This window comes from Pseudomonas sp. WS 5010 (assembly GCF_012985565.1).
GTDB lineage: Bacteria > Pseudomonadota > Gammaproteobacteria > Pseudomonadales > Pseudomonadaceae > Aquipseudomonas.
Genome location: NZ_JAAQWQ010000004.1, coordinates 193,064 through 207,990 on the forward strand (window position 1 = coordinate 193,064; position 14,927 = coordinate 207,990).

Below are 14,927 nucleotides of genomic sequence, written 5' to 3' on the forward strand. Positions count from 1 at the left end.
ACATTCCAATGTCTAAGAAAATCTTCGTAACCGACACCATCCTGCGCGACGCCCACCAATCGTTGCTGGCCACCCGCATGCGCACCGACGACATGCTGCCGATCTGCGACAAGCTCGACAAAGTCGGCTACTGGTCCCTGGAAGTCTGGGGCGGCGCGACCTTTGACGCTTGCGTGCGCTTCTTGAAGGAAGACCCATGGGAGCGCCTGCGCAAACTGCGCGCGGCGTTGCCTAACACGCGCCTGCAAATGCTGTTGCGTGGGCAGAACCTGCTGGGCTACCGCCACTACAGCGACGATGTGGTCAAGGCCTTCGTCGCCAAGGCCGCGGTGAATGGTATCGACGTGTTCCGCACCTTCGACGCGATGAACGACGTGCGTAACCTGCGGGTGGCCATCGAAGCGGTGAAAGCGGCGGGCAAGCACGCCCAGGGCACCATCGCCTACACCACCAGCCCGGTGCACACCATCGAGGCGTTCGTGGCCCAGGCCAAGCAGTTGGAGTCCATGGGTTGCGATTCCATCGCGATCAAGGACATGGCCGGCCTGCTGACCCCGTACGCCACCGGTGAACTGGTCAAGGCGCTGAAGGCCGAGCAGAGCCTGCCGATCTTTATCCACTCCCATGACACCGCTGGCCTGGCCGCGATGTGCCAACTCAAGGCCATCGAAAACGGTGCCGACCATATCGACACCGCCATCTCCAGCTTCGCCTGGGGCACCAGCCACCCGGGCACCGAGTCGATGGTCGCCGCCCTCAAAGGCAGCGAATTCGACACCGGCCTGGACCTGGAACTGCTGCAGGAAATCGGCCTGTACTTCTACGCCGTGCGTAAGAAATACCACCAGTTCGAAAGCGAATTCACCGCCGTCGACACCCGCGTGCAAGTCAACCAGGTGCCGGGCGGGATGATTTCCAACCTGGCCAACCAGTTGAAAGAGCAGGGCGCCCTCAACCGCATGAGCGAAGTGCTGGCGGAAATCCCACGGGTGCGCGAAGACCTCGGCTTCCCGCCGCTGGTCACGCCAACCTCGCAGATTGTCGGCACCCAGGCGTTCTTCAACGTGCTCGCTGGCGAGCGCTACAAAACCATCACCAATGAAGTGAAGCTGTACCTGCAAGGCGGCTACGGCAAGGCGCCGGGCACCGTGAACGAGAAACTGCGGCGCCAGGCCATCGGCAGCGAAGACGTGATCGACGTGCGCCCAGCCGACCTGCTCAAGCCGGAAATGACCAAGCTGCGCGGCGAGATCGGCGCATTGGCCAAGTCCGAAGAAGACGTGCTGACCTACGCCATGTTCCCCGATATCGGGCGCAAGTTCCTGGAAGAGCGCGATGCCGGCACCTTGTCCCCTGAAGTGCTGCTGCCGATCCCTGAAGCCGGTGGTGTAGCCCGTGCTGGCGGTGAAGGTGTGCCGACCGAGTTCGTCATCGACGTACACGGCGAAAGCTACCGCGTGGATATCACCGGTGTTGGCGTCAAGGCCGAAGGCAAGCGCCACTTCTACCTGTCCATCGACGGGATGCCGGAAGAAGTGGTGTTCGAACCGCTCAACGAGTTTGTCGGCGGCGGCACCAGCAAGCGCAAGCAGGCCAGCGCGCCGGGCCATGTGAGCACGGCGATGCCGGGCAATATCGTCGATGTTCTGGTCAAGGAAGGCGACGTGGTCAAGGCCGGCCAGGCCGTGCTGATCACCGAAGCGATGAAGATGGAGACCGAGGTGCAGGCGGCCATCGCCGGCAAAGTCACCGCCGTTCACGTAGCCAAGGGCGACCGGGTCAACCCGGGCGAAATCCTGATCGAAATCGAAGGCTGATATCCAGCCTTCGACACTACCGCTTAATCCTCGGGGGGCATGTTGCCCCCTTTTTTTGCCTGTAATAAAGCGCCAATCAGAAGCTCAGGGTCCATTGGCCCATGACGGCCTGGCTGTTGCTGCGGGCGCCAAAATCGCCGGTGTAGGTCAGGCCGACGCTTTGGCTGCTGGAGATGCCCAGGCCCAGCCCGGCTTGCAGCGCCATACTGTCGCGGTCCAGGGACGTGCCTTCGATGGTGAAGGTGCTGTTGAACTCGTCCTTGTTCACCCATGCCGACGATTGGCGCACGCGGCTGTCGACGTCGCCGTACAGGTGTTTCCAGCTGGCGCTGGCGTGGGGTTTGAGGGTCATCTGGTTGTCCAGGGTATAGAGGCTGGTCATGCGCAGGCCGAAGATGCTGTTGAGGTTCGCCTGGGTCTGCTCGCCGACATTGAGGGCGCTGAGGCCGCCTTTTTCCTTGAAGCGCTCGCGTTGGTAACGCTGATAACCGACGCCCGCGAACGGTTCGACGGTGAAACTGCCGTGGTCCACGCGATAGCCCAGCTCGCTGAAAAGCGTCTGGCTTTGCGCAGAATACTTGCCCTTGAGCTGCTCTTGATGGTCGATGAAATCAAAATCGACACTGCGCTTGTTCAGCCCGGCGTGGTTGCTGTGGATTGCCCCCAGGCGCAACGCCAACGGCCCGTCCTGGCGCACCGCGTATGCCCCCAGGTGCCAGCTGTCGAGCGCGGCCTTGAAGCGTTTGGCGCTCAGGTCACTGGTCGTCTTGGCCCCCATTACACCCACGCGCCAAGCGGGGTCCACGGCCCAATCGGCGCCCAGCACCAGGCCCTGGTTACGCTGCTGTAAATCACCACCGCCGTGCTGGCCGTCCAGGCTGCCGGCGTTGCCCAGGCCTTGCAGCCAGACGCGGCTGTTGGCGTCGCCGTTCATCTCGCCCATGGCCGACAGCAAACTGCTTTGCAGTGGCTTGAGGCTGCTTTGGGTGGCGTTGCCCAGGTTGGCGTTCTGGCTGCCGGCCAGTTGCTCAAGCACCGCGCCGATTCTTCCGGGGGCCAGGTTGCCCATATAGCGGGCGTCATCTGCAATCAGATACTGCTCGCGCACGCTCAGGTTGCCTGACTCCAGCAAGGCATCCACTGCACGGTCCAGCACCTGGGCGACGCCCCGGCCATTGCCGGTGGTGGCGTAGTCAATGAAATAAAAAGGGCTGGCCGGGTCCGGCTCGCTGGGCGGTGGCCCCATATCCCCGCGTGCGGCGGCCAATTGAATGCTCAAGGCACTCAGCATGAAAGTGATGGCAAGGGCGAGTCGCTTGGATGTGCAGTGCATAGGGTCCGACCTCTGATATGTGAGGCGGGGAATTTAGCGAGGCGGCGGAGGGATAACTGTCAGGAGCAGCGTTTTAGGTGGGAGGGAGATGTCTTTAGTCCGGGGCGAATACATACGTGCGGGTTGTGGCCTGGACACGCGCTTTGTTGATCCAGAGCGCAGAGCAGGGCCTGGCCGAAGGCACCCTGCAGATCGGCGAAGCCGTGCGTCGGCTGGGCGTGGACGCCACCGGAGTGCACCAGAGCCAATGCGCCAGGATGTGCAAGATTTCCCTGCGCACCCTGGTGCATATCGAGCATGGCGAGGGCAATCAGACGCTCAAGTCGTTGAACGCGGTGTTCCGGCCGTTCGGTTTGCAGATGGGCGTGGTCAAGGTCCGGCGGTCGCTGAACTGACCGTCAGCCCCGGCATTGCGCCAGGCTTTTCGCCTGCCCATCCGCTGTCTGGTTAGTCTCGGATAGCCACGCCTCAAACCCCGCGCCTACCTTCGGCCATTCCCCATCGAGGATCGAATACCACGCGGTATCGCGGTTCTGCCCCTTGACCACCATATGCTGGCGGAACACCCCTTCAAAACTGAATCCCAGCCGCTCGGCGGCGTATTTGGAGCGGGCGTTGCCGTTGTTGCACTTCCATTCCAGGCGGCGGTAGCCCAGCTCGAACGAGTGCCGCGCCAGCAGGTACACGGCCTCGGTGCTTTTGGGCGAGCGCTGCATCGGTGCGCCGAAGGTGACGTGGCCGATTTCGATGCGGCCCTGGGCCGGGACGATCGACATCAGGCTGAGGATGCCCTGCACGTCGCCCCTGGCGCGGTCGATCACGCTGAAAAAGTATGGGTCGCTGTTGGCCGCGTGGTTGTTCAACCACGCGTCGAACGCGGCGCGCTCGGGAAACGGGCCGTAGGGCAAATAGTCCCACAGCTTGGGGTCGGCACCGGGGCCCTGGAGGGCTTGCCACAAGCCATCGGCGTGGCGGGCCGGGTCGAGTTTTTCCAGGCGGATAAAGCGCCCTTCGATCAATTGGGCGGTGGGCGCGGGGACGCCTTTCCAATCTGCAAGTGAGGTCGACATGGGGTACTCCTTAAAGGCCTTTGCGAAATTGGATAAAGCCGGGACGTTCGGCAATGCGTTCATACAACTGGATCGCCGTGGCGTTGCTCTCATGGGTCAACCAGTGGACCTTGGCGCACCCCTCGGCCTTGGCGGTGGTGTAGACGAACTCGATCAGTTGGCGACCAACCCCGGTGCCGCGTTGGCCGGGCTCCACGAACAGGTCTTGCAGGTAACAGGAGTTTTCGATGCTCCAGTTGGAGCGGTGATAGATAAAGTTGACCATGCCCACCGCCTTGCCATCCTGCCAGGCCAGGGCCGAATGGGTCGGTTCGCTGGGGTCGAGCAGGCGTTGCCAGGTGCTGGCGCTGACCGCGTCAGGCAACTCGGTGTTATAGAAGCGCAGGTAGGCCTGCCACAGCGGTAACCAGGCGGCGTGCTCGGTGGCTGCTACCCGGCGGATTTCGATCTGGCTCATGTGTGGTCCTTGGGAATGAATCGGGCGAGGGTTTGGTCACGCATATCAACGCTGGCGGCCAGTCCTTCGCGCACCCCGGCAATGTCGGCCGCGCTGCGGTTCTGGCTGAGCTTGCGTTTGCCGATCAGGCGCTCGATTGGCAGGACGAAGCCGACGATGGCCTTGAGCATGCCGTCAATGTAGCTGGCCGGGGCGTCGCTGACTTTCCATGGCTGGGCGCGGCGGCCTTCATGGCGATCGGTCAGCGCACTGACCACCGCCAGCAAGCGCTCGGCATCGGTAAACACCTGGGCCTTGCCGTAGGCGTGTACCGCCAGGTAGTTCCAGGTTGGCACCACTTTGCCGTGTTCGGCCTTGGCCGGGTAGAACGCCGGGCTGACGTAGGCCTCGGCGCCCGCGAAGATCACCAGCGCTTCGCTACCATTTTGTAGGTCGCGCCACTGAGGGTTGGCCTTGGCCAGGTGCCCATAGAGGGTGCCGTTGGGGCCCTCGTCGGGGTTGAGCAGCAGCGGCAGGTGGCTGGCTTGCAGGCCTTGTTCGCCAAAGGTCACCAGTTGCGCCAGGCGCGTGTGCTGGATCAGTTGCTGCTGTTCGGGCAAATCGTCGAGAGCAAAGGCGGACGGTGTGTACATGAATATTTTCCTTGGCGAATACGTGCATCCTAGGCAGGCTAATGGTCCGTTGTAAGAGCCATCTCAGACCAATTTCATAGGTCCAATATGTCGCCCATGTCGTTTAACCCTGCTGGTATCGAGCTTGATCGTCGCCAAGGCCTGACACGCCAGTTGTACGAGGCGCTGCGCCAGCGCGTGCTGGATGGGCGACTGGCCAGTGGCACTCGCCTGCCGGCTAGCCGCGACCTGGCAGCGGCCCTGGGGATTTCCCGCAATAGCGTGGTGCGGGCCTACGACCAGCTGTATGCCGAAGGCTTTATCGAAGGGCGGGTGGGTGACGGGACCTATGTGGCGCAATTGGAAAAAAAACTATCCACAAAAGTGTCCACAGGGTTATCAACAGGCTTATCCCCAGCTTTATCCACAATTCACGCCGACCTGCCTGGATTTTCATCCAGTGCAGTTATCCACAGCGGCGCCTTGGGACGTCTGGAAAGCAACCATTTACCCTTGCCGCCGGCTGGCCCGCCACGGGCTTTTCGCGTGGGTGTGCCGGCCTTCGATCTGTTCCCGTTTGACGTGTGGGCCAAGCTGAATGCGGCTTTTTGGCGCAAGCCGAACCTGCAGCAGTTGTGCTACGGCGACCCGGCAGGGGACGCGCGCCTGCGCGGGCTGATCGCCGCCTACTTGCGTAGCTCGCGAGGCATGCAGTGCACTGCTGAGCAAATAGTGATCACCAGTGGCGCGCAACAGGCGATCAGCCTTTGTGCACAGCTGCTGGTGGAGCCCGGGGATGGAGTGGCGATTGAAAATCCCGGTTATCGGGCGGCCGGACATGCGTTCGCCATTGCCGGGGCGAAACTCCAAGGCGTGGCAGTGGACGCTGGCGGCATCGACTGCACCGCGTTGAACGCGCTCAGCGATTGCCGCCTGGCCTACGTCACGCCCTCGCACCAATACCCGACGGGAGTGGTGATGAGCCTGGCCCGGCGCCTGGAGCTGCTGGCCTGGGCCGAGCGCACCGGTGGCTGGGTCATCGAGGACGACTACGACGGCGAGTACCGCTACAGCGGCGCGCCCTTGGCCCCGCTGGCCGCCCTGGACCGCAGTGGCCGGGTGCTCTACGTGGGCACCTTCGGCAAGGTGGCGTTCCCGGCGTTGCGCCTGGGCTATCTGGTTTTGCCCCAGGCGCTGGTGAGTGCCTTCACCCGACGCCGCGCCGTGGATGTGCGGCACTCTGAGGTCAGCACCCAGGCAGTGATGGCTGAGTTCATGGCAGCGGGGCACTTCCAGCGGCATATCCGCCGCATGCGTCGCGCCGCCCTGAGCCGGCGCAATGCCGTGCTGGCCGGCTGGCCGGCCGATGTGCCGGGTGTGGGGAGCCTGCCCAGTGTCGCGGCCGGCTTGCACCTCACCGTGCGGGTGCAGGGCTTGGCCCGTGAAGCGCAACTGGTGGCCCAGGCCTTGGCCGCGGATGTGGAGATCAACGCCCTGAGCAGCTACTGGCTGCCCGATACCGGGCCGGCACCGGAGCTGCGTGCCGGCCTGGTGCTGGGGTTTGCCGCCGTGCCCGAAGAGGCTATTGCCCAGGCGCTGGCCCGGTTGCGCCGGGCCTGGCAGGCCGGTTGAGCCTCAGTTCTGGAAGAACAGGGCACGCGCCAGTGGCGGGCGGATTTCACTGCGATAAATCGCGATCTGGTCGCGCTCGCTCAAGCCCGTACGGTGGATCGCGCCGCCGAGCTTTTGCTGGTCGCGGGTCTTGAGGTGGCCGGCGGTGTAGTTGTCGAGTTCGGCTTGCGGCGATTCGTAGTGGAAGTGCGCATACCACAGCACTTCCTGGCTTTGGTGATCGCGGATGGCGTACTCATCCAGATAGTTTTTGCCGGGCCCCTTGAGGCGTCGGCGGGTGACCACCTTGACGATGTTTACCTGCCCCAGGCTGTGCAGCCATTCCACCCGTTCGGCGGTGGGCAGTTGCTGTTTGGTCATGCTGATACGGGTGTTGGTGCCCAATTGGTAGAGGCGTTGCGCCGCCTCGTTGAGTTTGCGGTTGAGTGTGGCAGCAGAGGGGCGATCGCTTTCGGTGAGGTTGCGCTGGGTCAGCGCCTCCTCGACCGTGTTAACCGCCTGCTCCAGGCGTGCCGCGTACTGATGCAGCATTTCTTCGATCTCTACCGGGATGCGTCCGGCTTTTTTGGCATGCGCCAGCACCCGCTGCGTGGCGGCGGGTTCCTCATCCAGCAGGTGCTGACCATCGTTCATGCTGGTATTGAGGTCGGCAGCCTGTGGCTTGGGCAGCTTTGCGGCAGGCCTTGCGCGTTCCACCCACACGCCGGGGCTTTTTTCGTGGAAGGTGGCAATGACCTTGCCCGTCACCGGCGCCCTGACATCCAGCAGGCCTGCCTCGTCAGGCCGCAACTCCCCCACCAGCACGCCGCTGAAACGGGTCTTGATAACCTTTTTTTTCGGCGTCTGCGGCGTTCTGGACGAGCCGGCCTTGGGTTCCGGGGGCTTGCGCTCACGCAGCAGCAGCACCAGTTCGTGAGTCGCCTGCTGGTTGAATTCGTCGATCCGCTGGCGCAGGTCTTCCAGGGGCTCTCGCTGCACGTGTTCAGGGTATTCGGCGTGCAGGTCCAGCAAGCGCTGGTCAATGATGGCGAACTGTTCTACCAGGCTGTTGAGCACATCGAGGCGCTCGTCCGGGTTGCTGATGGTCGATTCGCTCAGGGTCTCGACCCAGGTCAGGATGTTGATATCGGCGCAGTTGACGATTTCATCGAGCTGGCGGTGCGCATCGGTGAACGCTTCGCCTGTGCCTGGCGTGATGCACAGGTAGCGGGTCAGGGTGATTTGCAGGGCTTTGAGGTCGTACAGCTTGAAGTGGGGCAAGGCGCGCAGCGTGGTCTGGATGATTTTGGTGCCCTCGATACCGAGCTTTTCCAGCTCGCGATAACGCGACTCGGCGTATTGCAGGCGCTTGATCATGTCCAGGTTGAGCTTTGATACCGTTCCGGCGAGCTGCGCCTGAAGCTTGGCGTCCCGCGAGGTGATCGTTTCCAGCTCCTGGAGCGTGGTCAATAGCTTGGTGCGAAACATGGGCAGGCGTTGCGCAACGGCCGAACGGGTCAGCAGCAGTTGTTGGCTCAAATAGTCAATCATGTTGCCCTGGTAATTGGGCACTGTGTCGATGATGTTCAGTGCCCGCAGTTGGCGGATGGGCACGTCGTATTCGGCCATGCGGGCGTCGACCTTGTCGATGTACGCCTCGCGCTGGCGCTCGGAGGAGGGGCCTGGCTTTGGCTCTATCGCCGCATGTGCCTGGGTGATTTCGGTTTGCCCGCGTCGCTGGTCGGCGTTGAACGCGTTGAGTTTTTGCCGCAGGTCGAGGATGCGCGAAGGTGCTTTGGCTTGCGCAGCTTTGCGGCGGTTCCTGAACCCGGCACCGCGCAGGCGCAGGCGGGTGTCGACAAACCATTGGCCGGCCAGGTTGCTTAGCAGCAAGGGGCCGTTGTGGGTGGGGCGTTTGGGGTCGATGATCATGACGTTGTCGTTCTCATCCACCGTCACCTCGAACCAGCGTGGGCCGACCGGTGCGTACCATTTATCGGCAAGGGCATAGAGATGCAGGTGCACCCCGGCCTCCGTGATCGGCTCCCCCAGCCCCTCGGGTTTGTCAATTTTGAAGCGATCCAGGGTCGCCCCCAGGCTTGAGCGCGCACGACTGAGTGCGCCGCTGCTGTGCAGGGGGCCTTGATGACGTGCGGCCAGGTCGCTCTCGGACACGTTGGCTTGCTGGCTGACGAGGACTTTGGGCGCCGGCGGCAGTGCTTTTTGCGTCTTTTCCAGAACCGTGGTTTCAGGTTCTACCGGTGTGGGTTCAGGCTCCACCAGCGCCACCTTTTGCGCTGCTCGCTCAGGTGGATGGCGCAAGGTCACGTGCAGCACCAGGGCCATGCCCAGGTTGAGCAGCAGGTCGACCTGAGCCGTCCAGGAAACCTCCCCATTGGGCCCCGGTTCGGCCTGGGCCGTGGCTTGCAGGTCGTCCATGATTTGCCAGATCCATGCGGCGATCCCCACCGTGCGCCCCAAAAAGGGCAGCGCCGCGCCGAAGATCATCCAGCCGGCCTGCCGGTAACTGGCCCAGCGCTTCTGCACATTGGACACCGATTGGCGGTTGGCCAGCTCCACCAGCGCATTGGCGTTGTCCGTGAACAACGTCGCCAGGGCATCATTGCCCAGCACTTCGTCGCTCAGGGCCATGGGGCCACTCATTTGCAGCACCACTTGCGGTTCCACCAGCGCGCGCACCACCGTCCATGGCGAGGGCAGGGCGGCGGGGAACACGTACTGCTCGTAGTTAAAGCGTATGTCTTCGGCCAGCCAGGCCAGCACCGAATCGCGCAGGGTGCGCTGATGCTTGATCGCATACAGCAGGTTTTGCCGGGACGGGAACTGGATCAGCACCGGAGCCAGCAACGGGCGATACAGCAGGCACGGGCCCTGGGTGTGGTCGCGGGGGCCGATCACGAACATATTCGCCACCCCATCCTGTTCCTTGCTGGGGCGCAAGGTCGGGACAAAGGCCAGGCGGCGGAACACGATCTCTTGCCCTTCCACCTGGCGCTCGTGCGCCTCTGCCTGCACGGCCGCCGCCACATAGCGGTAACCGCGCTCGTCGATGCCATGCAGGCGCTGGATTTTCCACTGCAAGGCCAGCAGCGGCAGTTGCACCCGCAAGTGCGAGGTGTAGAGGGTCTGCCGGCTCTTCGACTCAGCTGGGTCGTCGAGCAGGGTGCGTTTGATCAGCGCCGGGTAGTGTTCGCCGATATCGAGGGTTTCGATCAGGTCCTTGAGGTAGGTGTAGGTCAGCCAGGTCGGGCTCTTGCCGCCGTTGTAGAGCACGCTGGTTGTTCCTGTGGGCAGCCCGGTGAGGTTTTCCAGGGCCAGGTCGATCAGGCTGCGCCGGGTGATGTCGCTGGCCCCGGGCAGCACAAAAGTGCCCCAGACCACCGGGCTCTCGATGCTGATCTCGACCTTGTCCAGGTTCAGGCTCGCGCCATTGGGTTGCTGTTTGAGTGTGCCTTGCAACTGCTCCCGGGCGTAGTCGCGGATTGCCGGGATACCGTCCTGGAACGTGCGCCCGTGGTTGTGGGTGTGCAGTTCGGCCAGGTCGATCAGGTAGCGGCTGTAGGTCGAGATGTCGAGGTCTGAGGCGCCGGTCAGCCACTCGGGAAGCTCTTCATGTATCTGGCGGATGTTCGACAGTGAGTGGCTGCTCAGGTCCTCAATCACCGGCAGGATGCGAGCGACCGCCTTGCCGCCGACCGCTGCTGCGGGAGGTGCTTCGATAGCGGATGAGCCCACCGAGCCGATGGCCTCCAGTTGCAGGGCGACCAGGTTACACGCCTGGCTCTCGAAGAAATCCCCCTGCGGTTCGTACAGGCGCCATTGCACGTTCACCTGCGCCGCACTTTGCGTCAGGCCTGTGGGCAGGGCTTGGCCGAAGGCGTCCAGGGAGTCGAATTTCGCATAACCAGTGCTCAGCGAATACGTGAGGATGCGCTGCTGTTGCTCATGTACGCCGATCAGCACCGCGATATCCGACAGGCCAACGTGAATGGACTGGTTTTCGTGGCTGGCATCAATGTCGACCAGGTAAGCGTGGGTCTGGAAGGTATCGGAGGTTTTGCGCCTGGCCAGCTGCGGGAAGTGGAACAGCGTCCTGGCCATGGCGCAATCTTGCTCATCCCAGCCTTCCTGGGCCGTAACGTTCCACACGTTGCGCAAGGAATGGGCGAGTGTCTGCCAGCGGGGGCCTGCCAGGCCGTTGGAGGCATTCCAGTAGTCCAACTGCTGCTCCTGGAAAGCGCTGAAGATCAGGGCCGACAGCTCGTTGACCAGCCGCGCGATAGCATCGATTTTCACGGGCAGGTGGTCGGGGGGCTGGGCTGCGGGCTCCAGGGTGAGGAAATGCTCGCCGTCGATATAGATCACCGGCTCAGGCGACAGGGCCTGGTTGGCCAGGACCGAGGTCAGAGATTCGGTAGACGCCGGCGCTGCCTGGATCGCATCGCCGACGATGCGCCAATGCGGTGTGACGACCATGGCCAGGTCCGGCTCGATGTTCAGTGTCGGGTATTGCTCCTTGAGGGCTGCACGTAGCAGGTTCGCGGCGACTTCACGGATGGAGGGGCCGGTACTCAATTGCATCAGCAGCTCATAGGCACTTGGCGGACGGTTGTGGGGGGCGGGTGAGTCGTTGGGCATTTGCAGCTCCTTGGCCAGTGGAAGGCTTGAAGAGCTGCACGGTAGTTTCTGCGGCGGCGGCGAAGACGGTAGATAAATACCCTGGCCGGGGTCGGCGCGCCCAGGCCAAGGTCGATCAGGTGCCGGACTTGATCTTGCTCCAGGCCCGGGTCCGCGCACGCTCGGCGTCGCGCTCCAGGGGCTTGAGGGTGTAGAGCGTGGCCATCGCCGCTTCGGTGGGATACAGGTTGGGGTTGTTGCGAATCGCCGGGTCGACGTGCTCGGTCGCATCCTTGTTGGGGTTGGGGTAGCCGACAAAATCACTGATGGGCGCGATCACCTGGGGTTGCAGCAGGTAGTTGATGAAGGTGTAGGCGTCCTGCGGGTTTTTTGCACCCTTGGGAATGGCCAGCATATCGAACCAGATTGGCGCGCCTTCCTTGGGCAGGCGCATGTCGACGATCACCCCGTTCTTGGCCTCCCGGGCGCGGTTGGCGGCCTGGGAGAAACTGCCGGAGTAACCGACGGCCACGCAGATATCCCCGTTGGCGATATCGGCCATGTATTTGGATGAGTGGAAGTAGGTGATGTAGGGGCGGATCTTCATCAGCAACGCTTCGGCTTTGACATAGTCCTTGGGGTTGCTGCTGTTGGGGTCCAGGCCCAGGTGCTGCAGGGCCAGGGGCAGGATTTCCGACGGTGAGTCCAACAGTGCCACGCCGCATTGCTTGAGCTTGCTGATGTGCTCTTCTTTGAAGATCAAATCCCAGCTGTCCACCGGTGCGTCGGCGCCCAGGGCGGCCTTGACCTTGTCCGGGTTGAAGCCGATGAGGATGGTGCCGTACATGTAGGGCACCGCGTGTTTGTTGCCCGGGTCGTTGGCCTCGATCAGCTTCATCAGCTTGGGATCGAGGTGGTTCCAGTTGGGCAACTGGCTGCGGTCCAGGGGTTGGAACACCCCGGCTTCGATCTGCTTGGCCAGGAACACATTGGACGGCACCACCACGTCATACCCGGAGTTGCCGGTCAGCAACTTGGCTTCCAGGGCTTCGTTGGTGTCGAAGATGTCGTACACCAGCTTGATCGCCGGGTTCTGCGCCTTGAAATCTTCCAGGGCCTTGGGCGTGATGTAGTCGAACCAGTTGTAGACCCGCAGGGTTTTTTCTTCGGCGTGGGCGGCGCTGCTGAGCACGGCGGCGCAGAGCACAAGCGACTTGAGCATGTTCATTGGGCTGCCCCTTCAAAACCTTCGAGAACGTTGACGGCATTGATGCCGATTTCTGCCACCGCGTAACCGCCTTCCATCACAAACAGCGTCGGCTTGCCCAGGCGGGCGATACGCGCGCCCATGGCCAGGTAGTCCGGGCTGTCGAGCTTGAATTGCGAGATGGGATCGTCCTTGAACGTGTCCACGCCCAGGGACACCACGATGATGTCGGCGCCATAGCCCTCGATCTCCCGGCAGGCCTGCTCCAGTGCCGCGCTCCAGGTGTCCCAGGCGGCACCAGCCGGCAGCGGGTAATTGAAGTTGAAGCCTTCGCCGGCACCCTCGCCCAACTCGTCGGCATAACCGAGGAAAAACGGAAACTCGGCCTGCGGGTGCCCGTGGATCGAAGTGAACAGCACATCGCTGCGCTCATAGAAGATCGACTGGGTGCCGTTGCCGTGGTGGTAATCCACGTCGAGGATCGCGACCTTTTTGTGGCCCTGGTCGATAAAAGCCTGGGCAGCGATGGCGGCGTTGTTGAGGTAGCAGTAACCGCCCATCAAGTCGCCAGCGGCGTGATGTCCCGGTGGCCGGCACAAGGCGAAGGCGCTGTGGGCGCCTTGTTGGATCGCCTGCTGCGCGGTCAGCGCGACCTGCGCCGCGCTGTAGGCCGCCTGCCAGGTGCCGGCGGTGATCGGCGCACCGCCGTCGAAGCTGTAATAGCCCAGTTGGCCGTGCAGGCTGGTGGGCAGCACGCGGCGCAAGGTCCGGGCGGGCCAGGTGTAGGGCAGCAGGTCGCCGTCCTGGCCGAATTCGACCCAACGGGCCCAGGCACCCTGGAAGAACTCCAGGTAGTCGCGGCTGTGGATGCGCTGCAGCGGCGCCAGGCCAAAGTCCTGGGGCGCTTGCACCGGGCCCAGTGCACGGTCCTTGACCCGTTGCAGCACATGGTCGGCGCGCGAAGGCATTTCGAAGCAGGGCATCAACTGGCCGTCCATCAATTCGCAACGGCCATGGTGCAGGTGGTGATCGTGCGAGTAGATCGTCAGCATTTTTATTGTTCTCCGCAGGCAGGTTGGGATGCCTTGCAGTGTTGCGGTGCGCGCAGGTTTGGAGAACGGCAGGAGCGGCCAAAAGGGGATAAATATGGCCAAATTGTCTGTCCGAAATTCGCCCCTGCATGGGGCGTCATGCTCGAAATTGACTCGGCGCTACACCGCTCCAGCGTACAAAGGCATGCCGGAAGCTCGCGGTCTCACTGAAACCCAACTGCTCGGCGATGCGGTAGATCGGCCACTGGTCTTGCGCCAACAACTGCTTGGCGCGCTCGAAGCGCAGTTCGTCCAGCAGTTCCTGGTAGCTGCAGCCCAGGTCGTGCAGGTGCCGGCGCAGGGTGCGCGGCGAACAGTTCATCTGCTGGGCCAGGCCATCGAGCCCCGGTGCGGCGTGCAGTTGTGCCGCGAGCAACTGGCGGACCCGCCCCAGCCAGGCCTCGCGCCCGGTGAATTCGGTGTTCTGCTTGCGGCAGCGTTCGGCCATGGCCCGGTGGGTCACGGTGTCGGCCAGGGGCAAGGGTTGGGCGAGCCAGCGTTGGTCGAAGGCGAACGCATTGGCCGTGGCCTGGAACTGCAACGGGCAGTCGAAACACTCGGCATAGCGCGCCTGGTAATCCGGCGCAGCATGCTCAAAGCGCGCGCCCAGCAAGGGCAGCGGATGGCCGAGCAGGTCGTCGCAGATCACCTTCAGCGACCCCAGGCACAGCTCCACGTTGAAGGCGGTCAGCGCCGGGCTCTCGCGGTAATCGCTGGCGGTGAACCAGATACGCTCGCCGTCTTGCTCAAGGCTCAGTTCGAACAGTGTTCCCAACAGCGCCGGATAACGCAGGGCCAGGCGCAAAGCGTCACCGAAAGTGGCACTGGTGAGCAGGGCATAGCCGAGCATGCCGTACGCCGATACGTGCATCCGTCGCCCCACGATCAGCCCGATATCGCGCTGCAAGGCCACGGCATTGGCGCACACTTGCATTTCCTGGTGCGTGGCGATGCGTGTGTCGGCGCGGCTCAGGTCCGCCGCACAGATGCCACTGCCGGCCAGCAGCGCTTCGGCGGGCAAGCCTTCGGCCTTGAAGGTGCTGAGCACCAGGGAAACGGCGTTGAGGGTAGTGAGGTGGGAGTGCAGCATGG

Annotated in this window: 11 protein-coding genes; 3 read left to right on the plus strand and 8 right to left on the minus strand. The window is 63.1% G+C overall.

Going from position 1 to position 14,927, the window contains the following annotated elements; genetic code table 11:
• Positions 1 to 8 precede the first annotated feature (8 nt).
• Positions 9 to 1,817: a sodium-extruding oxaloacetate decarboxylase subunit alpha gene (gene oadA, locus HBO11_RS14000; RefSeq protein ID WP_169954021.1), complete on the plus strand. Its 1,809-nt coding sequence runs from the start codon at positions 9 to 11 to the stop codon at positions 1,815 to 1,817.
• Positions 1,818 to 1,893: 76 nt separating this feature from the next.
• Here oadA and HBO11_RS14005 read toward each other — a convergent pair whose 3' ends face one another.
• On the minus strand, positions 1,894 to 3,150 hold the full coding sequence (locus HBO11_RS14005; RefSeq protein WP_169954020.1) for an autotransporter outer membrane beta-barrel domain-containing protein: 1,257 nt from the start codon (positions 3,148 to 3,150) through the stop codon (positions 1,894 to 1,896).
• A gap of 125 nt (positions 3,151 to 3,275) precedes the next feature.
• Here HBO11_RS14005 and HBO11_RS14010 point away from each other — a divergent pair, with 125 nt between their 5' ends.
• A complete protein-coding gene (locus tag HBO11_RS14010; RefSeq protein ID WP_346266875.1) occupies positions 3,276 to 3,545 on the plus strand; it encodes a transcriptional regulator in 270 nt (89 codons plus the stop codon).
• A 3-nt stretch (positions 3,546 to 3,548) separates the two neighbouring features.
• Here the strand turns inward: HBO11_RS14010 and HBO11_RS14015 are convergent, their stop codons facing one another.
• The 3 genes from HBO11_RS14015 to HBO11_RS14025 are packed head-to-tail and all read right to left on the minus strand — an operon-like array spanning position 3,549 to position 5,309.
• Positions 3,549 to 4,220 (minus strand): GNAT family protein, encoded by a 672-nt coding sequence (locus tag HBO11_RS14015; RefSeq protein WP_169954018.1) that lies wholly within the window; start codon positions 4,218 to 4,220, stop codon positions 3,549 to 3,551.
• 10 nt (positions 4,221 to 4,230) lie between these two features.
• Positions 4,231 to 4,677, minus strand: coding sequence for a GNAT family N-acetyltransferase (locus HBO11_RS14020; protein WP_169954017.1), 447 nt, complete (start codon positions 4,675 to 4,677; stop codon positions 4,231 to 4,233).
• Entirely contained in the window at positions 4,674 to 5,309 is a 636-nt protein-coding gene (locus HBO11_RS14025; RefSeq protein WP_169954016.1) for an FMN-binding negative transcriptional regulator, read from the minus strand. The genes HBO11_RS14020 and HBO11_RS14025 overlap by 4 nt, the downstream gene beginning before the upstream one ends.
• An 87-nt stretch (positions 5,310 to 5,396) precedes the next feature.
• On the opposite strand from HBO11_RS14025, the gene HBO11_RS14030 reads away from it, so the two are divergent.
• Entirely contained in the window at positions 5,397 to 6,920 is a 1,524-nt protein-coding gene (locus HBO11_RS14030; RefSeq protein ID WP_169954015.1) for a PLP-dependent aminotransferase family protein, read from the plus strand.
• Positions 6,921 to 6,923: 3 nt separating this feature from the next.
• On the opposite strand, the gene HBO11_RS14035 is transcribed toward HBO11_RS14030, so the two are convergent.
• The 4 genes from HBO11_RS14035 to HBO11_RS14050 form a co-directional block, all read right to left on the minus strand.
• Complete coding sequence (locus tag HBO11_RS14035) at positions 6,924 to 11,558, minus strand: DUF6543 domain-containing protein (RefSeq protein WP_169954014.1); 4,635 nt, start codon at positions 11,556 to 11,558, stop codon at positions 6,924 to 6,926.
• A gap of 115 nt (positions 11,559 to 11,673) precedes the next feature.
• Positions 11,674 to 12,765 (minus strand): polyamine ABC transporter substrate-binding protein, encoded by a 1,092-nt coding sequence (locus tag HBO11_RS14040; protein ID WP_169954013.1) that lies wholly within the window; start codon positions 12,763 to 12,765, stop codon positions 11,674 to 11,676.
• A complete protein-coding gene (locus HBO11_RS14045; protein WP_169954012.1) occupies positions 12,762 to 13,796 on the minus strand; it encodes a histone deacetylase family protein in 1,035 nt (344 codons plus the stop codon). Before HBO11_RS14045 ends, HBO11_RS14040 begins: the two co-directional genes overlap by 4 nt.
• Positions 13,797 to 13,932: 136 nt before the next feature.
• The gene (locus HBO11_RS14050; protein ID WP_057440561.1) at positions 13,933 to 14,925 is read right to left on the minus strand and encodes an AraC family transcriptional regulator; all 993 of its coding nucleotides are present in this window, start codon (positions 14,923 to 14,925) and stop codon (positions 13,933 to 13,935) included.
• Positions 14,926 to 14,927: the final 2 nt, after the last annotated feature.

Excerpts from the sequence above, each read along its gene's own strand:
- HBO11_RS14030 (WP_169954015.1), top strand. The coding sequence starts at position 5,397 with ATGTCGCCCATGTCGTTTAACCCTGCTGGTATCGAGCTTGATCGTCGC.
- HBO11_RS14005 (WP_169954020.1), bottom strand. The coding sequence starts at position 3,150 with ATGCACTGCACATCCAAGCGACTCGCCCTTGCCATCACTTTCATGCTG.
- HBO11_RS14050 (WP_057440561.1), bottom strand. The coding sequence starts at position 14,925 with ATGCTGCACTCCCACCTCACTACCCTCAACGCCGTTTCCCTGGTGCTC.
- HBO11_RS14025 (WP_169954016.1), bottom strand. The coding sequence starts at position 5,309 with ATGTACACACCGTCCGCCTTTGCTCTCGACGATTTGCCCGAACAGCAG.
- HBO11_RS14045 (WP_169954012.1), bottom strand. The coding sequence starts at position 13,796 with ATGCTGACGATCTACTCGCACGATCACCACCTGCACCATGGCCGTTGC.
- oadA (WP_169954021.1), top strand. The coding sequence starts at position 9 with ATGTCTAAGAAAATCTTCGTAACCGACACCATCCTGCGCGACGCCCAC.
- HBO11_RS14040 (WP_169954013.1), bottom strand. The coding sequence starts at position 12,765 with ATGAACATGCTCAAGTCGCTTGTGCTCTGCGCCGCCGTGCTCAGCAGC.
- HBO11_RS14035 (WP_169954014.1), bottom strand. The coding sequence starts at position 11,558 with ATGCCCAACGACTCACCCGCCCCCCACAACCGTCCGCCAAGTGCCTAT.
- HBO11_RS14015 (WP_169954018.1), bottom strand. The coding sequence starts at position 4,220 with ATGTCGACCTCACTTGCAGATTGGAAAGGCGTCCCCGCGCCCACCGCC.
- HBO11_RS14020 (WP_169954017.1), bottom strand. The coding sequence starts at position 4,677 with ATGAGCCAGATCGAAATCCGCCGGGTAGCAGCCACCGAGCACGCCGCC.